This window comes from Streptomyces sp. NPDC004732 (assembly GCF_040609235.1).
In the GTDB taxonomy this organism is placed as follows: Bacteria; Actinomycetota; Actinomycetes; order Streptomycetales; family Streptomycetaceae; genus Streptomyces.
Genome location: NZ_JBEXJR010000008.1, coordinates 222,571 through 246,391 on the forward strand (window position 1 = coordinate 222,571; position 23,821 = coordinate 246,391).

At 71.2% G+C, this 23,821-nt stretch carries 21 protein-coding genes and 1 pseudogene; 13 read left to right on the forward strand and 9 right to left on the reverse strand.

What is annotated here, in order from left to right; genetic code table 11:
• Positions 1–66: 66 nt before the first annotated feature.
• Complete coding sequence (snpA, locus tag ABZV77_RS24850; RefSeq protein WP_356260798.1) at positions 67–729, reverse strand: snapalysin; 663 nt, start codon at positions 727–729, stop codon at positions 67–69.
• A 221-nt stretch (positions 730–950) separates the two neighbouring features.
• On the opposite strand from snpA, the gene ABZV77_RS24855 reads away from it, so the two are divergent.
• Positions 951–1,925, forward strand: coding sequence for a LysR substrate-binding domain-containing protein (locus ABZV77_RS24855; protein ID WP_356260801.1), 975 nt, complete (start codon positions 951–953; stop codon positions 1,923–1,925).
• Between the two features lie 189 nt (positions 1,926–2,114).
• Positions 2,115–3,299 carry a hypothetical protein gene (locus ABZV77_RS24860; protein ID WP_356260803.1) on the forward strand — a complete coding sequence of 395 codons (1,185 nt, stop codon included), beginning with the start codon at positions 2,115–2,117 and terminating at the stop codon, positions 3,297–3,299.
• Positions 3,300–3,378: 79 nt separating this feature from the next.
• Here ABZV77_RS24860 and ABZV77_RS24865 read toward each other — a convergent pair whose 3' ends face one another.
• Positions 3,379–5,478 (reverse strand): PhoX family protein, encoded by a 2,100-nt coding sequence (locus ABZV77_RS24865; RefSeq protein ID WP_356260805.1) that lies wholly within the window; start codon positions 5,476–5,478, stop codon positions 3,379–3,381.
• 288 nt (positions 5,479–5,766) lie between these two features.
• Here ABZV77_RS24865 and ABZV77_RS24870 point away from each other — a divergent pair, with 288 nt between their 5' ends.
• From ABZV77_RS24870 to metG, 5 genes are all read left to right on the forward strand, one after another.
• Entirely contained in the window at positions 5,767–7,353 is a 1,587-nt protein-coding gene (locus ABZV77_RS24870) for a VWA domain-containing protein (RefSeq protein WP_356260806.1), read from the forward strand.
• Positions 7,354–7,511: 158 nt separating this feature from the next.
• Positions 7,512–7,844, forward strand: a complete 333-nt coding sequence (locus tag ABZV77_RS24875) for a trypco2 family protein (RefSeq protein WP_356260808.1) — start codon at positions 7,512–7,514, stop codon at positions 7,842–7,844.
• A 6-nt stretch (positions 7,845–7,850) separates the two neighbouring features.
• A complete protein-coding gene (locus tag ABZV77_RS24880) occupies positions 7,851–12,056 on the forward strand; it encodes a hypothetical protein (protein WP_356260810.1) in 4,206 nt (1,401 codons plus the stop codon).
• Entirely contained in the window at positions 12,053–12,532 is a 480-nt protein-coding gene (locus ABZV77_RS24885) for a DUF4913 domain-containing protein (protein WP_356260812.1), read from the forward strand. The genes ABZV77_RS24880 and ABZV77_RS24885 overlap by 4 nt, the downstream gene beginning before the upstream one ends.
• A 55-nt stretch (positions 12,533–12,587) precedes the next feature.
• Complete coding sequence (gene metG / locus ABZV77_RS24890) at positions 12,588–14,219, forward strand: methionine--tRNA ligase (RefSeq protein ID WP_356260815.1); 1,632 nt, start codon at positions 12,588–12,590, stop codon at positions 14,217–14,219.
• Positions 14,220–14,292: 73 nt separating this feature from the next.
• Here metG and ABZV77_RS24895 read toward each other — a convergent pair whose 3' ends face one another.
• Together ABZV77_RS24895 and ABZV77_RS24900 are read right to left on the reverse strand one after the other, a co-directional pair.
• Positions 14,293–14,859 carry a Uma2 family endonuclease gene (locus ABZV77_RS24895; RefSeq protein WP_356260817.1) on the reverse strand — a complete coding sequence of 189 codons (567 nt, stop codon included), beginning with the start codon at positions 14,857–14,859 and terminating at the stop codon, positions 14,293–14,295.
• A gap of 52 nt (positions 14,860–14,911) precedes the next feature.
• Positions 14,912–15,316: an ATP-binding protein gene (locus ABZV77_RS24900; RefSeq protein WP_356260820.1), complete on the reverse strand. Its 405-nt coding sequence runs from the start codon at positions 15,314–15,316 to the stop codon at positions 14,912–14,914.
• A 236-nt stretch (positions 15,317–15,552) separates the two neighbouring features.
• Here ABZV77_RS24900 and ABZV77_RS24905 point away from each other — a divergent pair, with 236 nt between their 5' ends.
• The 3 genes from ABZV77_RS24905 (at position 15,553) to ABZV77_RS24915 (ending at position 17,244) form a co-directional block, all read left to right on the forward strand.
• Entirely contained in the window at positions 15,553–16,404 is an 852-nt protein-coding gene (locus ABZV77_RS24905; protein ID WP_356260823.1) for a helix-turn-helix transcriptional regulator, read from the forward strand.
• Between the two features lie 10 nt (positions 16,405–16,414).
• Positions 16,415–16,609 carry a DUF397 domain-containing protein gene (locus ABZV77_RS24910; RefSeq protein ID WP_356260826.1) on the forward strand — a complete coding sequence of 65 codons (195 nt, stop codon included), beginning with the start codon at positions 16,415–16,417 and terminating at the stop codon, positions 16,607–16,609.
• A gap of 368 nt (positions 16,610–16,977) precedes the next feature.
• Entirely contained in the window at positions 16,978–17,244 is a 267-nt protein-coding gene (locus tag ABZV77_RS24915; protein ID WP_356260828.1) for a hypothetical protein, read from the forward strand.
• Positions 17,245–17,322: 78 nt separating this feature from the next.
• Here the strand turns inward: ABZV77_RS24915 and ABZV77_RS24920 are convergent, their stop codons facing one another.
• Positions 17,323–17,679: a hypothetical protein gene (locus ABZV77_RS24920; protein WP_356260831.1), complete on the reverse strand. Its 357-nt coding sequence runs from the start codon at positions 17,677–17,679 to the stop codon at positions 17,323–17,325.
• A gap of 184 nt (positions 17,680–17,863) precedes the next feature.
• Positions 17,864–18,451, reverse strand: a complete 588-nt coding sequence (locus ABZV77_RS24925; protein WP_356260834.1) for a TetR/AcrR family transcriptional regulator — start codon at positions 18,449–18,451, stop codon at positions 17,864–17,866.
• Between the two features lie 107 nt (positions 18,452–18,558).
• Here ABZV77_RS24925 and ABZV77_RS24930 point away from each other — a divergent pair, with 107 nt between their 5' ends.
• Positions 18,559–19,473, forward strand: a complete 915-nt coding sequence (locus tag ABZV77_RS24930; protein ID WP_356260837.1) for an NAD(P)-binding domain-containing protein — start codon at positions 18,559–18,561, stop codon at positions 19,471–19,473.
• Here ABZV77_RS24930 and ABZV77_RS24935 read toward each other — a convergent pair.
• Complete coding sequence (locus tag ABZV77_RS24935; protein WP_356260840.1) at positions 19,437–20,822, reverse strand: serine hydrolase domain-containing protein; 1,386 nt, start codon at positions 20,820–20,822, stop codon at positions 19,437–19,439. The two genes, ABZV77_RS24930 and ABZV77_RS24935, sit on opposite strands and share 37 nt — an antisense overlap.
• 145 nt (positions 20,823–20,967) lie before the next feature.
• Here ABZV77_RS24935 and ABZV77_RS24940 point away from each other — a divergent pair, with 145 nt between their 5' ends.
• Both ABZV77_RS24940 and ABZV77_RS24945 read left to right on the forward strand, forming a co-directional pair.
• Complete coding sequence (locus ABZV77_RS24940; RefSeq protein WP_356260843.1) at positions 20,968–21,663, forward strand: TetR/AcrR family transcriptional regulator; 696 nt, start codon at positions 20,968–20,970, stop codon at positions 21,661–21,663.
• A 119-nt stretch (positions 21,664–21,782) separates the two neighbouring features.
• Positions 21,783–21,965 carry a hypothetical protein gene (locus ABZV77_RS24945; RefSeq protein ID WP_356260846.1) on the forward strand — a complete coding sequence of 61 codons (183 nt, stop codon included), beginning with the start codon at positions 21,783–21,785 and terminating at the stop codon, positions 21,963–21,965.
• Between the two features lie 16 nt (positions 21,966–21,981).
• On the opposite strand, the gene ABZV77_RS24950 is transcribed toward ABZV77_RS24945, so the two are convergent.
• Together ABZV77_RS24950 and ABZV77_RS24955 are read right to left on the reverse strand one after the other, a co-directional pair.
• The gene (locus ABZV77_RS24950; protein ID WP_356260849.1) at positions 21,982–22,740 is read right to left on the reverse strand and encodes a L,D-transpeptidase family protein; all 759 of its coding nucleotides are present in this window, start codon (positions 22,738–22,740) and stop codon (positions 21,982–21,984) included.
• 112 nt (positions 22,741–22,852) lie between these two features.
• Positions 22,853–23,821: pseudogene (locus ABZV77_RS24955) on the reverse strand (hypothetical protein); the annotation flags it as partial.

Genomic DNA, 23,821 nt, shown 5'->3' on the forward strand with positions numbered 1-23,821 from the left:
CTGCGCGACCAGCCAAGACCGGCCCGCAGCTCCCCGCCAAACCTCAAAACCGCTCAGGCAAAGCGCCTAGCGTGCCGCGTTCACCTTGTGCAGCGCCTTCGCAAGACCGTTGGCCCAAAGCTGGTCCACCTGCCCCCGCTCCGTCGCATCCGGCTGCGAGTTCGTGCAGGACGGGCCAGGACCGCCACCCGACATCAGCTGGGTGCACGGACCGTCGTACGTGTCCGGCAGACCAAGCACGTGCCCGGTCTCGTGCGCGGTGACACGAGTCGAGTCGTACTCCTGGTTCTGCTTGTAGTCCAGGAAGACGTAGCCGCTGCCGTGCCCGTCCGTGCTCGCGTACGAGCCGCGCGGGTCATCGCCCTCGCGGTACTCGAAGCTCGCGCCCGAACTGCCCTCCTGCAGCTTGACGTTGGAGACCGCGCCGTTCCAGATCGACGTGGAGCTGGCTATCTGCTGGGCGAAGGTGGGGGCTCCGGACGCGTCGTAGGTGACGGTCACGGACTTCGCGCCGGGGTTCGCCGCACGCTTCTCGGCGACCGCCTTCACGACGGCCTCGAAGAACGCCTTGTTGGCCTTGGCCTCGGCCGCCGAGCCCTGGTACTGGGCGATGGAGGCGGCGGTGGACGCCTTGGCGGGCGCGGGGGTCGACGCGGTGGCCGAAGTCGCGCCGAGACCGGCGACGGCGAGACCGAGAACGGCGGCGACAGACAGGTAACGCTTGTTCATGTGTGGGGGGCTCCCTACTCGTTCCACGACCGCGTGGGGCGATCGATGAAAGGTGAACGGTTCGGTAGCTGTGAGTGTCGGGGAGCCTGAGGCGCGTGGGAATGATGGCAACTGGCGATAGCACGGAGCTATCGCCGGTACCCGGCCTGCCCAGAACGGCCGGTTCTCGTGGGGTTTGAGCGTCTGGTGCAGCGGCCGTACCGCCTCTACGCTCATCGGCCATGGAGCTCGAGGTGAGGCACCTCCGCGCGCTGTGCGCCATCGCCGATACCGGCAGCCTGCACAAGGCCGCGCGGCAGCTCGGCATGAGCCAGCCGTCGCTGACGACCCAACTGCGGCGGATCGAGCATGCGCTCGGCGGCCAGCTCTTCTCCCGCGAACGCACCGGCTGCCGTCCCACCCAGCTCGGCCGCGTGGTCCTCAGCCGCGCCCGCCCCCTCGTCACGGAGATGCGGGCGCTGGTCGCCGAGACGAAGGCGGCCGCCGCGCGCACCGCCGAGGGGCCGCAGCTGCGCATAGGCTCCACGGCGAGCCGCGCCATACCGGGCTGGCTGCGCAGGCTGCGCGCGCGCCTGCCGGGGACCGAGATGTCGCTCCAGATGGACGTGTCCGCCAACGCGCTCCTGCGCATGGTGGAGACGGGACAGCTCGACATCGCCTTCGTGCACGAGGTGGAGGGGTGCCCGCTGCGGCTGCCGGAGAGCCTTCGAAGACGGGTCCTCCTCGACCGGGAGCCGCAGTTCGTCTCCCTCGCCGCGGACCATCCGGCGGCGGACCGTCCCGTCGTACGCCTCTCCGACCTCGCGGAGGACCGCTGGATGGTGGACCCGACGGTCGACGGCGAATGGGACGGCCTGCGCCGTGTCCTGACCGCGGCCGGGCTCAACCCCCGTGTCCTGCACGGGGATTACCTCACCGCGGCGTCCCTCGTCGCCACCGGCGAGGTCGTCGCCCTCTGCCAGCCGACCTCGCGCGGCAGGACCGACATGGCCGTACGCCCGCTGTACGGCGACCCCCTCGGCGTACGCCTCATCCTGGTGGCGCGCTCGGAGGAGGAGATCGACGCGGTGTACGGGGAGCTGGAGTCCGCCTACTGGGAGGCGGCCCGGCAGGCGCACGCCTATACGGAGTGGCTGCTGCGGTCCGGCGACACCCGGGGGACGACCGGCGGGACCTTGGTCCCCGCAAGCCGGTGACCTTCGGCAAAACCCCTTCTGACCTGCACTTTCGCTCGATTTACGGTACTGGGTCACGTCCTGAGTCCACTTGTTACGTTCCCTACGGATGACGCACACATGGCGCCCGTAACTTCGTATCTGTCGCCACCGCAAAGGGGCACAAACACGGACAGCTCGACCCTGTACCCAACGAGGGAAGTCACCACCATGCGCGCCACCCGACGTACCTTCCGCACCGCCGCCATCGCCACCGGAGCCATTGCCGCGCTCGCCGTCCCGACCACGGCGGCGTTCGCCGCGGACGCGCCGTCGACGCCGCACGGCCAGGTCGCGCAGGACGACCAGACGGGCACCCAGGACAAGTCCGGTAAGGACACGACGGACCAGGACAAGTCCAAGGACGAGACCGGCAAGGACCAGACCGGCAAGGACACGACGGACCCGGACCAGGACAAGCCCGTCCCCGGCAGCTGGGAGTCCAAGGGCACCACCGACCTCGGCAAGGGCTGGACCGCGAACGTCCAGGTCAACGCCTCCGCCCGTACCGCCAAGGCCACGATCTCCCTCAACGGCTCCGCCAAGGGCTCCCTCACCGCCTACGAGAAGTCCGCGTCCACCACGATCGACGGCAATACCTTCACCCTCACCCCCGACGGCACGGCCACGGCCAAGCTGACGGACAAGGACAAGGACAAGGACAAGCCCGTCCCCGGCGGCTGGGAGTCCAAGGGCACGACGAACCTCGGCAAGGGCTGGACCGCGAAGGTCGACGTCAACGCCTCCGCCCGCACCGCCAAGGCCTCGATATCCCTGAACGGCTCCGCGAAGGGCTCCCTCACCGCGTACGCCAAGTCCGCGACCACCAAGATCGACGGCAACACCTTCACCCTCACGCCCACCGGCACCATCACGATGCAGGGCAAGCCGACCCCGCCGAAGCCGAAGCCTGACCACAAGCGCGTCTTCGTCCGCGAGTACAGGAACCTCGGCGGCAGCGGCTTCGACGCCAAGGTCTACAAGGTCACCAACGGCTACGAGGCCGACATGATCGCCAAGGCGCCCGACACCGGCAAGAAGACGGTCTGGGACACCCTGAAGCAGTCCGGCAGCAAGGCGGCGTACGGCCAGCACAACGGCGCCCACTTCGTGCTCAACCCCGACGGCACCATGAAGGGCTGGGTCGAGGGCAACACCCACCACAACGGCGCCAAGCCGCAGCCCAAGAAGGACGGCAACACGGTCGTCCCGAAGGGCGGCGTCAAGGCGGGCGCCGACGGCGTGCAGGCGCAGTCCTCGGACGACGCCCCGCTGATCGCGGCGGGCGGTGGCATGGCGGCCGTCGGCGCGGCCGGTCTCGGCTTCGCGCTGTACCGCCGCAAGCAGAACGGCTGAGCCGACACGCAAGGGGCGCCCCGCAGCCGCGGGGCGCCCCTTCGTCGTACCTACGACATGCCTACGACATGTCTACGCCTCAGACGCCGATGTCGCAGCCGTCCTCGCGCCACACCGAGACGACCGACGGGCGGACGATCTTGCCGGGGCCGTCGGGCCAGGCGCTCGCGGGCTTCTCCACCGAAGCCCCGTCGACCTCGCCCGGGTGCTGCACGGAGACGAGCACGCGCCGGTCCTGGACGAGCGGCCCGCAGGTCTCCGCGCCGGTCGGCATCGTCAGGAACTGCTTGAGCTCACCGCGCCGCTCACCGCGCGTGGCCACCCCGAACAGGCCGTCGTGCGAGCCGAGTTGGTTGCCGTCGGTGGAGATCCACAGGTTGCCGTGCGGGTCGAAGGCGACGTTGTCCGGGCAGGAGATCGGGGAGACCCGCTCCTTGGGGAAGCCCGCGAAGTACGTCGAGGGGTCGTTCGGGTCACCGGCGACCAGGAACAGCGACCAGGCGAACGTCGTCGCCTCGGCCCGGTTGCGGCGCTCGGTCAGCTCCAGGATCTGCCCGTGCTTGTTGAGGTTGCGCGGGTTGGCCTCGTCGACGCCCGCCTTGCCCGCCTTGCCGCGGTCGGAGTTGTTCGTCAGCGCGACGTACACCTTGCCGGTGTGCGGCGACGGCTCGATGTCCTCGGGGCGGTCCATCTTGGTGGCCCCGACCTTGTCACCGGCGAAGCGCGTGAAGACGTACACCTCTTCGGCGGTCATGCCCTCGACGTGCGAGACGGCCTTCCCGCCAGGACCGGCGGTGGCCAGCGGAATCCACGTCCCGCTTCCGTCGAACTCGCCGTCGGCGGGGAGCGTCCCCTTGCCGTCGATCTCCTCGGCGGGGGAGTCGCCGGTGAGCTTGGCGACGTAGAGCGTCCCCTCGTCGAGCAGGCTCAGGTTGTGCTCGTGCGCGGCGCGGGACGTGCCCTTGGCGACGCGCTTGCTGCTGACGAACTTGTAGAAGTAGTCGAACTTCTCGTCGTCGCCCATGTAGACCACCGGGCGGCCGTCGTGCGTGAGGCGCGGCTGCGCGGCCTCGTGCTTGAAGCGGCCGAGCGCGGTGCGCTTGCGCGGGGTCGAGTCCGGGTCGTACGGATCGAGTTCGACGACCCAGCCGAAGCGGTTGGCCTCGTTGGGCTCCTGGGCGAGGTCGAAGCGCCGGTCGAACCGCTCCCACTTGCGCTCGGAGGCCTCGCCCGTGACGCCGTACCGCTTGAGGCGGGCGGCGGTCTTCGGGTCGGTCACCTTCGCGGCGTTGGCGAAGTACTGGTTGAAGTTCTCCTCGCCGTGCAGGGTCGTGCCCCACGGGGTGGTGCCGCCCGAGCAGTTGTTGAGGGTGCCGAGGACGGTGGTGCCGCGCGGGTCGGCCTGGGTGCGGACGAGCTCGCTGCCCGCGACGGGGCCGGAGAGGCGGAAGCGGCTGGTGGCGGTGAGGCGCCGGTTGAGGTGGTGCCGGGAGACGGCGCGGAGCTTCCCGCTCCGCCGCTCCCCCTCGACCACGACGACGGAGAGACCATGGGCGGCCCAGGCGATCTCGACCTGTTCGCGGGTCGGGTTCTCGGGGTCGTACCCCTTGAACATCAGGATCTCGTCCGTGTACTCGTGGTTGGCGACGAGGACCTGACGCCCGTGCTCACGCCGGAGCGGCAGCAGGCTCAGGAAGTCGTTGTTGTACCCGAACTGCCCGGCCTGGGCCTTTGCGGTCTGCTTCCCGGCGTCGAAGGCGGGCGCGCCGCGCAGGATGGGCTCGCCCCACCGTATGACGACGTTCTGCTCGTACCCGTCGGGGACGGTGACGGTGTCGGCGGTGTTGGGGGCGACGGGGCTGAACCGGAGCCCGCGCGCACCCTTGTGCCGGTGGCTCCCGCCGTGGCCGCGCCCCGCGGGCACGGCGGCAGCGGCTTCTCCGGCCCCCGGCCCGGCCAGGACCGCGCCGCCCGCGGCGGTGGCGACCGTCACGACGGCGGCGGCGCGCATCATCGAACGGCGGCTGAGCGCACCGGCTATGACGTCGCCGACGTACGCGTTGTCGCTGGTGTTGGGCACCTCGCCGAAGCAGGCGTCACCGCAACGGAACCGGCAGGTCAGGGCGGAACGGCCGCCGCTCCCCTGATGCGAGGTGATGATCGGCAGCAGCTTGGGCACGAGTCCTCCGTCGTTGTGGCTTGATTCCGCCGTGAGGCTAGGCGCGGGGTCCGGCACGGCGGCGGCCTGCGGGTGAACGGAGGGTGAATCCGTGGCGCATGGGAGGGAGTTGCCGCGAAGGTCTCGTGGGGTGACGGGGAAGGTGGCCCGGGCGGGTGGTTCGGGTGCGTGGCACGCGCGGGTGACGGAGGGCGACCCTGCCCAAGATCGCGTACAGCGGCGGCTAACCTTACGTGTCCGCCCTGGCCAGGGATTTTCGGGAATCAACTCACGCGAAGGGTTGCGCACATGGGCATTCTGAACCGCCTGCGGAACGCGTTCGGACGGTCACGCAAGGAGAGCGTTCCGGAGGCACGGGAGCCTGAGCGTGCGACTGCGCCCGAGCCGACCCCGGAGCCTGCCCCGGAGCCGGGTACGACGTCCCCGGTCACGGTGACGGTCCCGTCCCCCTCCCCGGAGCCGAATCCGGCCCCCAAGGCTTCCCTCCCCTCCCCCAGCAAGGAGCCCACCCCCACGGTGGACGACCTGGTGGCGGCAGCCTTCGACAACGTAACGGTGCCCCCTCCGTCCACGGAACGGGACCCACTCACGGAGACGGCACCCTCTCCCGACGAGCCGGAGCCGAAGGCTGACCCCGCAGAGGCCGAGGCAGCTCCCGAGGCGGAGGCCGAGCCCGAGCCGAAGGCTGAGGCCGCTCCCGCGGAGACCGAGCCGCAGGCTGAGGCCAGCCAGGAGGCCGAGCCCGAGCCGAAGGCTGACCCCGCAGAGGCCGCAACCGCCACCGCTGTGGCCGAGGCGACTCCCCAGGCGGAGGCCGAGCCGAAGGCTGACCCCGCCGAGCCCGCAGCCGCCACCGCCGAGGCCGAGGCGACTCCCCAGGCGGAGGCCGAGCCGAAGGCTGACCCCGCAGAGCCCGCAGCCGCCACCGCTGTGGCCGAGGCGACTCCCGAGCCGGAGGCTGACCCCGCTGAGGCCGCAGCCGCCACCGCTGTGGGCAAACGTCCCGCTGGGCGGGACGGGTGGGCACAGCCCCCGGTGCAGGGTTCCGATGAAGAGGGCGCTCCCGAGGCCGACCCGGAGCCGCAGGCTGAGAGCACCCCTGAGGTCGAGCCCGAGCCGAAGGCTGAGGCCAGCCAGGAGGTCGAGCCCGAGCCGGAGGCTGAGGTCGGGGGAGGCCAGGGGGCCGCCCAGGACAAGCCCGCCGTCCCCGCGGCAAAGGTACGGTCCAAAGCCCCGGGGCTAGCAACCGCCTATCGCGCCGCAGCCGCCGCACTGAAGAAGCACGACCTCACAGGAACCCGAGCCCAGGTCTACCTGGTCCTCGACCGCTCCGGCTCCATGCGCCCGTACTACAAGGACGGCTCCGCCCAGAGCCTCGGCGAGCAGGTCCTCGCCCTCGCCGCGCACACGGACCCCGAGGCCACCGTCCACGTCGTCTTCTTCTCCACGGAGATCGACGGCACCGGCACCCTCACGCTCCCCGAGCACGAGGGCCGCATCGACGAGCTGCACGCCGCCGCGGGCCGCATGGGCCGCACCAGCTACCACCGCGCGATCGAAGAGGTCGTGGCGCTCCACGAGAAGTCGGACCGCGCGGGCGAACCGGCCCTGGTGGTCTTCCAGACGGACGGCGCCCCGGACGCGAAGGGCGTGGCGACCCAGGCCCTGAAGGACGCCGCCGCGCACCCCCTGTTCTTCCAGTTCGTCGCGTTCGGCGAGCACGACGCGAAGGGCTTCGACTACCTCCGCAAGCTCAAGGCGGACAACGCGGCCTTCTTCCACGCGGGCCCCACCCCCCGCGAGCTCACGGACAAGGAGCTGTACGAGGGCCTCCTGGCGGCCTACCCCGAGTGGCTGTCCCACCAGAAAGCCTGACCAGGCCCCACCACCCGCGCCCCGAAGGCGGGCCACCGGAGCGGCGACCCCGCCCCGGTGGCCCGCCTCCGTCGTCCCATGCCCCCTGCCCATGGCATCAACTCCCCCTCGTATCTATGGTGTTGACACACGTATCGACGCGCTCAGGGGGAACCGCGATGGTGCAAGGACCGGATCGCGACGCCGCGTCGCCGGAGGAGTGGCTCGACCTCGCCGACGCCCTGGACCTGCTCCGCGCCCAGATCGCCGAGTCGCAGCACCGCGCCCGCACCGCGGACATCCGCTTCGAGGTGGGCGAGATCAGCGTCGACTTCGAGCTGGAGCTGCACCGCACCCGCGCCGCGGGCGGCGGCCTCCGCTTCGCCGTGGTCCAGGCGGACGGCCGCCAGGAGAACGCCCGCAGGACCACCCAGCGCGTCAGCCTCACCCTGAAGCCACGCGGCCCGGGTCCCGGCTCCGGGGACATCGCCATCGGCGACTGGGCCGAGTAACCCGGCGTGGACGTCGACCGCGTCGTACGCATCGTCCCGCGGAGCTCCGCTTCCCGCGGCCCCTCCGGCACCGGCTACCTCATCGCGCCCCGCCTCGTCCTGACCGCCGCCCACCTCGTCCCCGACGACCCGGCCGCCGCCCCCTGCGTCACCACGGCGCAGGCCGCCCCGGCGTCGCACCCGGCCCCACCCCCGTACGCCACCACCCTGCGCTGGACCACGGCCCGCACAGGTGCGTACGACGGCGGGCCCGACGCCGCCCTGCTGGAGATCACCGACCCCGCCTGGCGGCCGCCGCCCTCCTTCCAGGGCCCCGCCGGGCGCCGGCCCCAGCGCTGGGGCCGCCTCGTCACCGACACCATGGGCCAGCCCGTGTGCTGCCACGGCTTCGCCCGCGTCCAGCGCGGCGCGGCCGGTGACGTCGGCCTGGAACAGCTCTCCGCCCGCATCAACCCCTTCACCGGATTCCCGGCCCGCCGGTACGAACTGACCGGCACCACCAGCGCGTTCGGCGCCGCCCGCGACACCGGATCGCCGTGGGCCGGGATGTCGGGCGCCGCGGTCTTCACCGCCGACCCCACCCGCACCCCCGGCGAGCTGAGCCCCGGCGTCCTGCTCCTGGGCGTCGTCCGCGCGGACCGCGGCGCGGCGACCGGCGTACGGCTCTCGGTGACGCGGACCGAGGACCTGCTCGGCGACCCGGAGTTCCGTGCCGTCGTCGGCGCGCACAACGGCGGCCTGCCGCCCGAACCGGAGGCCGTGGAACTCGTCGGCCTGCTCGCCCCCGTCGCCGCGCAGCGCGACCTGCGGTCGCCGCTGACGGTGTTGCGCGCGGATGTGGAGGCAGTGGCGTTCCGGGGGCGGGAGGAGAAGCTGGCGGAACTGCGGCACTGGTGCGTGGCGGACGACTCCGCGCACCAGGTGGCCACCCTGGTGGGGCCGGGCGGCCAGGGCAAGTCACGGTGCGCGCGTGAACTGGCCGCCGGGCTGCGGGCGGAGGGCTGGGTGGCGGGCAGGCTGCAGCACGAGACGGTGCGACGCGGCGGGAGCCACGGCACGGCGGACGCGCTGCGGCCGTTGCGCGGCGTCGTCCGCCCCCTGCTGATCATCGTCGACTACGCAGAGACCCGGCCCGACCTCGTCCGCCAGCTGATCGGCCTGGCCGACAGCGCCCGCGACCGCTTCCGCGTCCTGCTGCTCGCCCGGTCCACGGGCACGTGGATGGACACCGCCCTGGGGCGCTCCGCGCTCGCCTACGGCATGCGGGACAGCACACCGGAGTTCGTGCTGCGCCCCATGTACACGGCGCCGGGGCCCGCCGCCAAGGCGTTCCGGCTGGCTCTGGCCGATCTGGCCCAGGTCCTCGGCCAGGTCAGGCCCGGCGCGCACCGCCTCGGCGACGTGGACTGGCCCGAGCTGGCCGCCCGCATCCCGACCCCGCGCCTGGACGACGGTCACGAGACCCCGCTCTCCCTGCAGATGCGGGCCCTTGAGGCGCTGCTCGGCCACGCGGCCGGAGATCCCGTGGGCGCCACGAACCGCGGCTCCGTGGAGCCCGCCCTCCTCGACCACGAGGCGTCGTACTGGTCGAGCACCGCCGCCGCCCTCGGCTTCGACGCCGACCACGACGTGGACGACGCCCTGCTGCTGCGCCGGACGGTGGCCGCCGCCAGCCTGTGCGGGGCGGCCGACCGCGCGGAGGGCCGCGCCACGCTCGCCCGGCTGCCGCACCCGGGCACCGTCCCCGTCGACAAGCTCGACCGCTGGCTCGGCACGCTCTATCCGGCGGCACACGACCGCCACTGGGGCACGCTCCACCCCGACCGGCTCGCGGAGTTCCAGGCGTCCGCCGAGGTCGTCGACGACCCCGGCCTGCTCCCCGCGCTGCTCGACGGCGCGTCCGACGAGCAGTGGACGCACGCCTTCACCGTGCTGACCCGCGCGGTCGTCGCGCACGCCAACGAGTCCCGCCCCGAAGCGGCCCGCGCCGTCCTCGACCGGCTGCACCACGTCCTGGACCACATCGACGAGGCACCGGTGGGCCTCGCGTCCCTGCGGGCCTGTTCGGAGGCGCTGCCCTCCGACTCCCACGTGCTCTCCCGCCTCGCCCTGCGGATGGCGGAGGTCGTCGTGGACCGCCATGCGCGCGCCGGCGCCCACCCGCCCTCCGACGCCGAACGGGCCGGTGACCTGCACAACCTCGCCCACCATCTGCGGGTCATGGCCGACTGGGCGGGCGCCGTGCAGGCCGCGGAGACCTCGCTGAACCTGCGCAGACGACTGGCGCTGGAGGACCCGGAGACGTACGAGCCCGATCTCGCGGCGAGCTACGAACTGTCCGCCCGCGCGGTCTCCCAGGCGGAGCTCGGCGAGGCGCGGGACCGCATCGGCCGGTCGCTCCGCATCCAGCGCCGCCTCCACCGCAACGACCCCGAGCAGCACCGGCTGCAACTGGTGCGCTGTCTGCGCACCGCCTCCTACATCGAGTGGAACTCGGGCGACCGCGAGGAGTCCGCCCGCCTCGACGCCGAGGGCGCCGAGCTCAGCCGCCTCCTGGAGGAGTCCGAACCGGGGCAGCACCTGGGACTGCGCACCCGCATCCTGGACAACCTGAGCATCAGCCACTGGTACGCCAAGCGGTTCCCCGACGCGATCCGCATCACCACCGAGTCGCTGCGCCTCCTCGGCGAACAGATGGCCGTCAACCCCGACGCGCACGCCCCCGCCTACGCCAGCGCCCTGGAGTCGCAGGCCCTCAACTACGACAGCACGGGCCGACTGGAGGAGGCCATCCCGCTGTGCCGCCGGTCGGCGGAGATCTACCGTCGGTACGCGGCGGAGTACCCCGAGTTGTACGAAGACTCGCTGGCCCGGGTGCTGCACAACTTGGCGCTCCTGGAGCTGGACGGGGGCGACCGTGCCGTGGCCTTCGCCCACATGGTGGAGGCCACCGATCTCCGCACCCGCCGCTGCGCCAGCGACCCGGGCACCGTCAGCTCGCGCGACCTCAGGTCGTCCTCCTACTGGCTCGGCCGCTGGCTGCTGGAGGACGACGAGCCGCGCCGGGCCGTCGACGCCTGCCAGGAGGGCGTGGACGCCCTGCGGCGGGTGCTCGCCGCGGAGCCCCGGCCGGAGACGCACGCCGAACTCGCCGGGGACCTGGAACAGCTCGGCCGGTGCCACGAGTTCCTCGCCCGCGCCACTCCCGATGACGCACAGGCCCAGCAGACCGCGCGTACCGCCTCGCTGCAGGCGTTCAGGGAGAGCGTGCGGCACTACCGCACCGCCGCGGCCGGATCGGACGACCCCGGTTCCTACGACGACGACCTGTGGACCGCCGTCCACGGCCTCGCCGACGGCTACCGTCTTTCGGGCTCAGCCGGCCTGCAGCGCGCCCTCCTGCGCTCGGCCCTGCCCATGCTGCGCAGGCGCGCGGCACAGGAACCCGATCGGCGCCCCGCGCTCGCGGCCTGCCTCGCGGACCTCGGGGAGGCCTATCGCGACACCCGTCTCCGGCGGCGCGGCCTGCTCCTGCTCCAGGAGGCGGTCGCGCTGGAGGCAGCGGTGGCACGGGACAAGGAGCTCGCGGGGGAGGCGGAGCCGGACGCCGCCGCCCCCAACCTGCGTGCGTATCTGGTGCGGCTGCGCAATGCCCAGTACCGGCTCCACAGGTACGCCGAGGCCGCGCGCAGCGGGGAGCGGGTCGTCACCCTCCTCCGCCGCGAGCGGGAGACCGACCCCGGTCAGGCGCCGCTGCTGGCCCACGACATCGTCGAGCTCGCCCTCGCGTACGCCCACGCCGGTCACTGCGCGCGGGCCGAACGGCTGGCGGCCGAGGGGGTCGCGGCCGCCCGGGCGGAAGCGGCCGCGGCACAAGCCCCGCTCGACATCGGCGCCACGCTGCGGGCCCAGGCGCAGACCCTCCTGGAGTGCGCCCGCCGCACCGGCAGCCTGCAGATGGCGCGCAAGGCGCTCGGCCCGGCGGAAGAAGCCCTCCTCTACCGGCGCCGCCGCTGGAACACCGACCGGTCGGCCCACGCGTGGGAACTGCGGGACACCGCGTTCTGCCTCGCTGACGTGCTGGACCGGCTCGGCCGTTCCTCGGCGGCGGCGGACGTACGCAACAGCCTGGCACCGCCACCACGCCGCCGCGGCACCAGCGGCGGCGCCGCCCCCGACACCAGCGCCGCGACAACGGAAGAGACCTCATGACCACGGACGCCCAGAACCCCGCCGACGGACGAACCGCCCGGGACGAGCAGGCCCTCAAGGACGAGGAGAGGCGGGCCACGCTGATCTTCCCCTCCGTGGAGGTCTTCGTGAACGACTACCTCGTCCATGTCGTCCAGCGCCGGACCGACGACGGAAGCCATGTCTGGTGCCCGTCCTGGTGGGCACATGCCGAGGCCGTCGCCCGTATCACCGCCCTCTGGCGTGCCTTCGAGTACCTCAGCAGCGATCCGGCGCTCGGCATGTCCAACTGGTGGCTGCACCAGGCCGACCCCCACCTGGCCGTCCTCCTCAGCCCCGGCGGCCCCTTCCACGCCTGCGGATCGGAGCGCGGTCACAGCCCCGCCGCCCGCCTGCCGACGACGCCCGCACCCTCCGGCGCCTTCGACCACCCGGTCTTCGCACTCATGGAGGACGACCTCTTCCCCGATGACCCGCTGGACCTGCCCACCTCGTGAGACCCCGCCGAAACCGATGTGAGTCGATCTTCATCAGGCCGTTAGGATTTCGACCATGGCGGCCACTGGATCCGAGAAGCAGGGGACGAGCGAAGACGCAAAGGCGTTCTACGTCTCGACCCCCATCTACTACGTAAACGACGCTCCTCACCTGGGCCACGCCTACACGACCGTTGCAGGGGACGTGCTCACGCGCTGGCACCGTCAGCGCGGCGAGAAGGTGTGGTACCTCACCGGCACGGACGAGCACGGTCAGAAGATCATGCGCACGGCCGAGGCGAACGGCGTCTCCCCCCAGGAGTGGTGCGACAAGCTCGTCACCGAAGCCTGGAAGCCCCTCTGGGAGCACCTGAACATCGCGAACGACGATTTCATCCGCACGACGGAGAAGCGTCACACGGACCGCGTTCAGGAGTTCGTCCAGGATCTCCACGACAAGGGCGAGATCTACAAGGGCGGCTACGAGGGGCCGTACTGCGTGGGCTGTGAGGAGTACAAGCTCCCCGGCGACCTCATCGACGGCGAGGGCGAGTTCGAGGGGCAGAAGCTCTGCCCCATCCACAAGAAGCCGGTGGAGCTCCTCAAGGAGGAGAACTACTTCTTCAAGCTCAGCGAGTACGGCGACAAGCTGCTCGCCCTGTACGAGGAGAACCCGGGCTTCATCCAGCCCGAGTCCGCGCGCAACGAGGTCGTGAACTTCGTCCGCCAGGGCCTCCAGGACCTCTCGATCTCCCGCTCGACGTTCGACTGGGGCGTCAAGGTCCCGTGGGACGACAAGCACGTCATCTACGTCTGGATCGACGCCCTCCTGAACTACGCGACGGCGGTGGGCTACGGCGCGAACGAGGAGAAGTTCGCCTCGACCTTCCCCGCCAATGTCCACCTGGTCGGCAAGGACATCCTCCGCTTCCACGCGGTGATCTGGCCCGCGATGCTGCTCGCGCAGGGTCTGCCGGTGCCGGGTCGCGTCGCAGCCAACGGCTGGCTGATGGTCGGCGGCGAGAAGATGTCGAAGTCGAACCTGACGGGCATCAAGCCGCAGGACCTGACCTCGCACTTCGGCGTGGACGCGTACCGCTGGTACTTCCTGCGGGCCATCGCGTTCGGCAGCGACGGCTCGTTCTCGTGGGAGGACTTCACGGCCCGCTACACGAGCGAGCTGGCGAACGACTACGGCAACCTCGCGTCCCGTGTCGCGGCGATGGTCGGCAAGTACTTCGGCGGCGAGCTGCCCGCGGCGACGGCTTCCGGCGACGCGGAGCAGGCGGTCCAGGACGGCCTGACCAAGGCCGTCACCGAGGCCGACCGCAAGATCGGCGAGGAGCTGGACTTCCAGGGCGGCATCCTGGCGATCTTCGACTTCGTGAAGCAGGTCAACGGCTACATCACGGAGCAGGAGCCGTGGAAGGTGGCCAAGGACGAGTCCCCGGAGGGCAAGGCCCGCCTGGCGACGATCCTCTACACGGCCGCGGAGTCGCTCCGCGCGGTAGCGGTCCTCCTCAACTCCGTCATGCCGGAAACGTCCCAGAAGCTCTGGGACTCCCTCGGCGCGGAGCCCACCCTCGGCGCCCTGTCCGCCCAGCCGGTCCAGAACGCCGCCACGTGGGGCCAGCTCCCCGTCGGCTCGACGGTGACGAAGGGCGCGGTGCTGTTCCCGCGTCTGGAGGAGCCGAAGAAGGACGCGTAAGCGCTGACACACACGTACGACGAGGGGCCGAGAACCACACGGGTTCTCGGCCCCTCGGGCATACGCCCCGCCGTCACAGCGAGGCGGCATCCCCATGCCCATGCCCATACGGATGCCAGCCGGACGTCTGCACCGTGAACCCCATCGGGTCCGGCAGGGTGATGGGCTGGCCGAAGATCCCCTTGCCCGTCTCGACGTAATGCCTGCCGTCGAGTTCCAGCAGATGCCACGTGGCATCGTTCGGATCGATGATCAGATACACCGGAATGCCGACGCCCGCATACCGCTCCCGCTTGTCGTCCCAGTCCCGCTTGATCGCCGTACGCGTCGTGGAGACGGTCTCGACCACAGCGAGCAGGATCTGTGCGGGCCAGTCGGACTCCGCGTCATCGCCCGGCCGGTCCTCGCTGCGGATGATGACGGCATCCGCACGCGGCCGATAGTCGTCGGCCACCAGAACCCCTCGCTCCGACCAGGCCTCGAAGGGGTCGGGGGTGTGCCGCACGAGGCTCCGTCCGGGCAGGTCGTGCAGGTGTCCCGGGTTGGCCTGCATCACGAGCTCACCGTCGAGCAGCTCGACGTGCAGACCATCCGGCACCTCAAGCTCGTGCCACATCTCGATGAGCTGGTTCTTCTTCATCACGCCGGCCTCCGCCTGCCTCAGGTACGCCATCCACATTACGAGGTCCGAGCTATGCGACGCCGAGTTCGCACCAGACGTACTTGCCGGAGTCGGCAGCCACGGGGTACCAGCCCCAGCCGTCGGCACAGGCTCGTACGAGGTCGAGTCCGCGCCCCTGCTCGGCCCTCGCATCGGCAATGCGTGGAGGCGGGGCAGGCGGCGTCGGGTCCGCGTCCCACGCCTCGATCCGCAGCACCCCGTCGGCGTATCGGACGCGCAGGGCAGCGGGCCCCTTGGTGTGCCGTACGGCGTTGGACACGAGCTCCGTCGCCAACAGCTCGGCCAGATCAGTGAGTTGCGGCAAGCAGTGCAGGGCGAGGATGAGGCGGAGGGCGCGGCGGCAGATCGTGACGGCGCGGAGGTCGTGGGGGATGTACAGGGTGTACTCCCAGGGTTCGCTTTCGCTTCCGGGCATGCGAGAACTCCTGTGGTCAGGGCGGGGGAGTTACCGGACGCGGCGGGCTCTGGGCGGTGGCAGTGGCACCCTCGTCATGGCATGACGGGGTGGTGCGCTTCCGGGGTCCCGGTTCTCGCAGCGTGTGCGACGCGTCACTGACGGTATTTCCTAACTTTAGGAAACCGCAAGCCGTTGCCGTACCCTGACCCCCGAACGGGGTACCAACACCTGGTAGTTGGGATGAGGAGAAGTTCATGCCGCCAAAGAGGCACCTGACTGCCCGCAGGGTCCGGCTGGGTGCCGAGCTGCGCAAACTGCGCGAAGCCACAGGCATGAAGGCTCGGGAAGCCGCCGCACTGCTCGGGGCCGATTCGGTGCAGATGAGCCAAATCGAGTCCGGCGTCGCAGGCGTGAGCGCCGAACGCGTACACCGCCTCGCCGCCCATTACGCCTGCACGGACGAGGCCCTGATCGACGCCTTGAAGGCACTGGCGACCGACCGCACTCGGGGTTGGTGGGAGGAGTACCGCGGAGTACTCCCACCGGTATTCCTTGACGTCGCCGAGTTGGAGCACCACGCGACATTCCTTCGCGAGGTGGTCATCACACACGTCCCGGGTCTTCTGCAGACAGCGGACTACGCCCGGGCGGTCTACTCGTACATGGTCCCGGGGCTCCCTGCGAGCGAGCTCGACCCGCGCGTGGAACACCGGATGAGGCGCAGAGCCGTGATCGAAGGGGACAACCCCACCCCGTACGAGACGGTCATCCACGAATTCGCCCTGCGCATCCGTGTGTCCGACCGCCATGTCACTCGCGCACAACTCCGCGAAATCCTGGATCAGATCGAGGGCGACCACGCAACGGTTCGCGTTGTCCCCACCGACCAAGACGGATTCGCCGGAGCCGGAGCCTCGATGATGTACACCGGCGGCCCAGTACCCCAACTGGACACCGGACTACGGGATGCCCCCACTGGCACCGCGTTCATCGATGCCGAACCGCAGCTGAATCAGCTTCGAACATTGTTCCGTAAGGTGGAGAAGGCGTCGCTCGATCCCACGGCGTCGCGGGACTTCATCCATCGTTTGTCGAAGGAACTGTGAGGCGCACCCCATGACCCCGGCTCTGCACTGGCAGAAGTCCACCTTTTCCGACGGCGGTGACGGCAACACCTGCGTGGAACTGGCCGCCACCGGCCCGCAGATCCACATACGCGAAAGCGACATCCCCACCGAGGAACTCCACACCACCCCCAAAGCCCTCTCCCATCTCCTCCGCACCCTCAAAGCGAACCAGCGCCGAGCCTGACGTCTGGCGTCCGGGTTCGAATGGGTCGGGCCTGCCCCTGGAAGTTCGGCCGGTCTCAGCGGAGTTCGACCGGTGAGAGGCCGGCGTGAACGTTTCCTCCATGCTCGAAAGAGTGATCCCACCCTGCCGAGCGGGACACCCGGGCCTAGATCCACCTAGGTTCCGCGCATGGTCACATCACAACACGAGGCCTCGCACCGACACTCTGCTCCGTGTCAACGAGCCGGACGGCGACGGATTCCTCCTGGCCGTCGAGGCCCAGCGGCGCCTGGATCCGGACAAGGCCGCGAGTTGGGGTACTACCTCTCCTGGTTGACGCGGGCCTGGGAGAAATCCCGGCCAGGACTGCTTGGAGGGACTTGATCAAGATGGCTGCGGACATCTACTACCCCGGACAGGGAACCCTCGCCGAGGAGAAGTACCTCGAAGGCGAGGCAGAGGGAATGGCCAAGGGAAAGGCCGAGGCCCTCCTGATCTTCCTGGAGCAGCGCCAGGTCCCGATCCCGGACAGCGCCCGCGACCGGATCAACGCCTGCACCGACCTGCACACCCTCGACCACTGGCTCACCCGTGCCCTCACGGTCGCCCACGCCGACGATCTCTTCGCCGACGCGCCGGAGCACGGCGAGGCGTAACGCTTACGGCGACGCAACGCGAAGGCGAGGGGCCCGGAACCGCGACGGCGGTTCCGGGCCCGTCATTCGTACGTCAGCTCAGACGATGAAGTTCTCACAGGCGGTGGGAATCCAGCCCTTGGTCCCGCGGTAGTTGATGTACGACCACCGGTTGTCGTTGTGCCAGCCGCACTTCGAGTAGGTCTGCCCGTACTTCACCTCGCACGCGGCCCACTTGGCCTTGGCGCCCTTCGGGTACAGGCCCTTGGCCGTCGAGTTGAGCTTCCGCGTCTTGCGGATCTTGACGCTCTCCTTCGCCTTGATCGGGTTCCCCTTGCCGCACGCCTTGCTCGCCACGCTCGTGGGAGCGGCATCCGGCGTGACCGCACTGGCCGTCGCCGTTCCGGCCGCAAACGCGGCCCCCGTCATCGCCACGACACCCAGCAGAGACGCCAACTTCCGCACTTCACAACCCCGTTCACCAGCTGCGGGGCTTCTGCACACCCCGCGGTACGCCGCACAGCCTAGGTCATCATGATCGCGTACGCGAACGGTAAGGGACATGGAAAGAAACCCGGAAGGAGACGTGGAAGGGAGACGCGGCGCCGACCTCCCGAAGGCGAACGGCCGGGCCGACGACTCAGCGCCCGTACGACCCCACAAGCCGCGCCAACTGCCGCCCAGCCGCCCGCAAGGGCTCCTCACTGCGGGCGACCTGCGCCGTCACCTCCGCGCCCTCCAGCGCGCTGATGACCGTCGTCGCCACCTCCCGCGCGTCCCCGGCCGCGAAACCGGAGTCGAGAAGACGGGACTCCACGATCCCCTCCCACCCCCGCAACGCCTCCGCGCACACCCGCTGGATCTCCGAGTCCGTGCCGAGCGTCTCCAGGGCGGCCGCCGTGACGGGGCAGCCGTCGACCCAGCCCGACTCCCGCAGGGCCGTGGCCAGTTCGCCCGCGCAGCGCTCAATGGCCGCCCCCGGCGCACCCTCGCCCGCGAGCCCCTCCCGCAACATCACCGCGAACTCCTCCGCGCTGTAAGCGATCGCGGCGACCGCGACGGCCTCCTTCCCGCCGGGGAAGAAGTGGTAGACGGAGCCCAGCGTGGCCTCCGCCTCCTTGGCGATCTGCTTGATGCCCGTACCCACATAGCCCTGCCGCTGGATGAGGCGTGCGGCGACGACGACGATCCGGTCGCGGGTGCTGAGGGCTGAGCTCTTCTGGGCCATGCCCCCACTCTATCCACCATTAAGTAGAGCGTTCGTTCTAGAGGCGTGCTACGTTCCTTCCACGCACTGGATAGAGCGATCGTTCTAGTCACCGTCTGGAGTCACGCATGCCTTCCACAGCACAGTCCGTCACCGTGATCGGCCTCGGCCCCATGGGGCAGGCCATGGCCGCCGCCTACCTCGACCGCGGCTACCGCGTCACCCTCTGGAACCGCACCCCGTCCCGAGCCGACGCCCTCGTGGCGCGCGGGGCGATAATCGCCGGAAGCGTCGAAAGCGCCTTGCGTGCCAACGAGTTGGTGATCCTCAGCCTCACCGACTTCGACGCGATGTACGCGATCCTGGGGTCCGCCGAGGAAGCCAAGGCAGCCGTCGCGGGCCGCACCCTCGTGAACCTCAGCTCGGACACCCCGGAGAAGGCGCGGGCGGGGGCCCGTTGGGTGACCGGGCTCGGCGGGACGCATCTGACCGGCGGCGTCCTCTGCCCGCCGCCCCTGATCGGCACCCCGGACACCTCGACCTTCTACAGCGGCCCGCGCGAGGCGTACGACCGGCACCGCGCCGCCCTCGAAGTCATCACCGGCACGTCCGACTACCGGGGCGAGGACCAGGGGCTCGCCGCGCTGATGTACCAGCTGAACATGGCGGTCTTCTGGCCCGCGATGATCGCGTTCTGGCAGGCCACCGCCATCGCGGGCGCGCACGGCCTCTCGGCCCGGGAGATCGCGCCGTACGTCACGGAGAACTTCGCGGGCATGGGCCACTTCATCGACTTCTACGCGTCCCGCATCGACGCGGGCAACCACACCGGCGACGTGGACCGCACCGCCATGGGCCTGGCCAGCATGGAGCACGTCGTCCACACCGCCTCGGACGCGGGCGTCGACACGGCGTTCCCGGCGGCGGTGCACGACATCTTCCGCCGCGTCGTGGCGGCCGGGCACGGGGCGGACAGCTTCTCGCGGGCGGTGGAGCTGATGCGCGGTCACGCCACCTTGGGGGCCACCCGCATACCGATGTAGCAGCACTCCGTGCCGTCGCTCAGCGTCGAGAACACCACCGGCATGTAGCCCTCGCTGAAGGACGGACCCGCGCCCGTGCCCGCGAACGCGGTCTCCGTCACGGCGTACAGGTCCACGTCCAGCGGCGGCGAGAAGTCCTTCATGCCGTCCACGAACTCGTAGACCAGGTGGGGCGCGCCGTCGCGCTCGGAGACGGTGATGACGACGCCCGCGCGCTTGTACGTGCCGACGTACCGGGAGAAGTCCACCTCCGGCGCCTGCGCGGGCGGCTCGAAGGCGTCCGGCATCCGCACGCCCGCCAGCTCGCCGAGCAGTTCGCGGAAGAGGGCGGCGTAGAGCTCGCGGGCGCCTCCGCCGTTGGTGAGGAGCACGACCGCGACGCCCGCCTCGGGGATCACGCGCAGATAGCCGTACTGGCCGATCGCCGCGCCGTCGTGGCCGTAGCCCGCGATGCCGTCCCAGTTGTAGAGGGTCCAGCCGAGGCCCCAGCCGTCCGCGCTGACCGTCCACTTGTCGGGCACGTCGACCACGCGGCGCTGCATCTCGTCGACGGTCCCCGCGGTCAGCAGCCGCGTCCCGTCGGGGGCCGTGCCGCCGTCGAGGTGCAGGCGGGCCAGGCGGGCCACGTCGCCCGCGGAGACCAGGACCCTGCCGTAGGGGCCCGCCGAGCGCGGCATCAGGTCCCAGGCGGGGGCCGGGTCCGGGTCCTGGCCCGGCTCCCCGAGGTGGCTCATCGCGACGCGGTACGACAGCGCCTCCTCGGGCAGCGTCATGGAGCGCTCCAGACCGAGGGGGGTGAAGAGGCGGTCCTTGAGGGCCTGGTCCCAGGTCTGCCCGGTCAGCACCTCGATGATCCGCCCGAGGACGTTGTAGCCGAGGCTGCTGTAGGAGACGGCGGTGTCGGGACGGCAGTCCATGGCCACACCCTTGGCCGCCTCGACGTACCGGGCGAGGCAGTCGTCGCCGCGCCCCGCGTCGTAGGTGAAGTCGCAGGTCAACCCGCTCGTGTGGGAGAGGAGTTGGCGGGTGGTGATGGAGTGCGTCGCGTCCGGGTCGGCGGCCTCGAACTCCGGGGGTATCCCCTTCACCGGGGCGTCCAGGTCCAGTTCGCCCGCGTCGGCCAGGCGCATGATCAGCGTCGCCGTGTAGACCTTGGCGATCGAGCCGGACTGGAACACCGAGTCCGTGGTCACCGCCACGCCGGTCCCGCGGTGCAGCACGCCGCTCGCCAGCTCGTGGAGCTCCCCGTCGACGAGGACGGCGAGCGCGGCGCCCGGCACGTGATGGGCGGCGCGCAGCTCGTCGAAACGGGCCTGCCAGCGGGCGAGCTCGAACTTGGTCTCCGGCATGGTGTCCTCCACGATCATCGATGCGTACGTCGTGCTCGTCTTGCGAACACTGTACGCACAGTACGGGCGGAGATCGCTGTACGCAAGATGCGTACGGCGTGCGCTACGGTGGTCGGGACCGTCCACACACCACCAGGAGGCCCTCATGCCCGCCGAGCAGAAGCCCGAGATCGCCTCGGTCTGGACCCGCCCGCGCCGCCGTCGCGAGCAGCTGAGCCGGGAGCAGATCGTCGCCGAGGCCGTGCTGCTGCTGGACGCGGACGGGATCGAGTCCCTCAGCATGCGCAAGCTCGGCACCCGGCTCGACGCGGGCGCCACCTCGCTCTACCGGCACGTCGCCAACAAGGACGAGCTGATCGAGCTGGTCGTCGACGAGGTCTATGGAGAGCTTGCGGTGCCCACCGCGACCGGCCCCGGGGAGTGGCGGGACGCCGCCGCCCGCAGCGCCTACAGCCTGCGGGCGATGATCCTGCGCCACCCCTGGGTCGCCTCCGTGCTCGGCCAGGTCGGCCTCGTCCACCTCGGCCCGAACGTGGCGAAGATGTCGGAGCGGATGGCCGCGGTGTACCGGACGGCGGGATTCCCCGAGAACGAAACCGAACTGGCCCTCAGCACCGTCATCTCCTATGTGATCGGGATGGCGACGAGCGAGGCCGCGTACCTCTCCCTGATCGCCCGGAGCGGCAGGACGGAGCGGGAGTTCGCGGAGAGCCTGCGGGGGAGTGAGACGTCGGACACCCGCACCGAGGACCCGGAGAAGGTGCGCGAGGAGACCTTCGACTACGGACTCCAGCGCGTGCTCGACGGGCTGGGGGCGCGGCTCGGCTCGACGGCCCCTTGAGTTCCGCTCGGTCCGGCTGCCCACTGAAACGGGAGATACGCATCACGGTGAGCTAAGTCATGCGCAGAGGCAGCCTAAATTGACGGCGCCTTCACACCTGCGTACGTAAGCTTCACGACATGGCCACGACTCCCTCTTCCGACCGGCGACGCACCGCCGACGAGGTCAACGAGGAAATCCGTGCGCTGTGGCTGCGCGCGGGCGGCCGCCTCCGCCCGGACGAGCGGCTCGTGTACGAACGACTCGTCACCGAGTGGGCCGAGGCCGACGCCTCGCACGCCTCCCCCACCCACGCCGCCTGACGCCACAGCCGCACCCTCACCTGCCGAGCGCCTCGACGTCACCCATCACGACCACGGGCTCCGCCGCCGGATCCAGCGTCCGCAGCAGCTCCTTCATCCGCGCCTTCGGGAGCGAGACACAGCCCTGCGTGGGACCGCCGTGGTCCACATGCAGCCAGACGCCGCCGCCCCGGCCCGCCCCTAGCGGGCGGGTCCAGTCCAGCGGGGTCGTGCCGGGCCTGCGGTTGTAGTTGATGGCGACGACGTAGTCGAAGGAGCCTGCCAGCGGCTCGCCCTCGAAGCCGGTGCCGCGCGCGGTGAACGCACTTCCCCTGTCGTACGGCAGCTCCGTGCCGGGGTCGGGCAACAGGCCCCCCGCGTCGGTCAGCCCGAAGACCCCGACCGGGGACTTGAGGTCGCCCTGCCGGTGGTGGTCCGTCCAGCCGCGCAGCGCATTGTGCGCGGGCCACGGGCCGGTGACGGACCGCCAGCCCGCCGCCCGGTCCTTGCGGGTGTAGAGCTTCACCGTCGACCGGTTGGAGGTGCGCGTCTCGCCCGTCACCACCACCGCCTGACGGGCTTCGTCGGGGATCTCCGCTCTGGTTTTGGGGCCGAGGCCCGGTATCTCCCGGGGTGGCGCGGGCACCTGGTCCCGCGGCGGCGCCGCCTGCCGCACCTCGGCGGCCCCGGCCCGCTGTTCCCCCGCGCCGTCGCGGTCGCCGTCGCCCCCGCCGCACCCCGCCACCAGCAGGAGGAGCACGGCGCCGAGGGCGTACGGGGATCTGGAAGAAGGCATGGGTGTCTCCTTGAACGTCGTACGTGAAAGGGGAGTTGAGGTCCGGAGGGGAAGTTGGGGTCCGGAGAGGGAGTTGGGGTCCGGAGGGGCGCGGGCGGGGTGGGGCCGCGGGTCAGCCGTCGGGCGGAGCGCTCGTCGAACCCTCCGTCGGGGCGCCCGACTTCGCACGGCCCCCGGCCTCGTCGAACCGCGCCGACGCGACGATCCCGCGGGCCTCGTCGAGCCGTGCCGCGGTGTCCCCCGGCGGCAGGCAGAGCATGACCTCGACCGCCGTGCCCGGCTTCGGCGCCGGGACGTACGCCGTGAACTGCCGTCCGCCGCCCGCGACGACGCAGGACTTCCCCGCCTTCGCGGCCCGCAGCACCGCCGGCGCGGGAGTCGGGTCGTTCCCCGACCCGCCGTCCGGGCCCGTCAGGCGCAGCGCGAGCAGCGCGCCGCCCCGCCGGTCGACGGCGTTCCGCGGCACGCACCAGCCGTCCGCGCCGACCGGGCGGCACAGCCGTCCGCCGGAGCCGAGCGGCCGCGGCGCCGCGAGGCCCAGGGGCTGCGTCTTGGTGCGGGGGTCGGCCTGGGCCGCCGTCCCCCGCCAGTCGTCCGGGAGCCGCAGGGTCAGGCCCTGCAGCTCCGGGTAGCTGAAGGAGCGTGCCCCGGGGTCGGTGCGGGTCGGCGTCGTGGCGGGCGGCACCGCGTCGGTGCCGACGTCCGCCAGCAGGCCGGGCAGCAGTGCCCCGGCGAGCGCGAGACCCGCCACCGAAGCGGCCGCCCCCATCGCGACCCGCATCCTGCGCCCACGCGCGGCCCGCTCCCGCACCCGGCCGAGCCGGTCAGGAGGCGCAGGCAGCCGGGGCACCGCACGCTCCAGAAGCACCCTCAACTCCTGCTCGTCCGCGGCATGGGCGTCGTCGGCGTCGGCAGCATCGGCAGCGTCATCAGTGTCGTGCCGCCCATCACTCACTGCCGCCCGCTCCCGCACCCGGCCGAGCCGATCAGGAGGCGCAGGCAGCCGGGGCACCGCACGCTCCAGAAGCACCCTCAACTCCTGCTCGTCCGCGGCATGGGCGTCGTCGGCGTCGGCAGCATC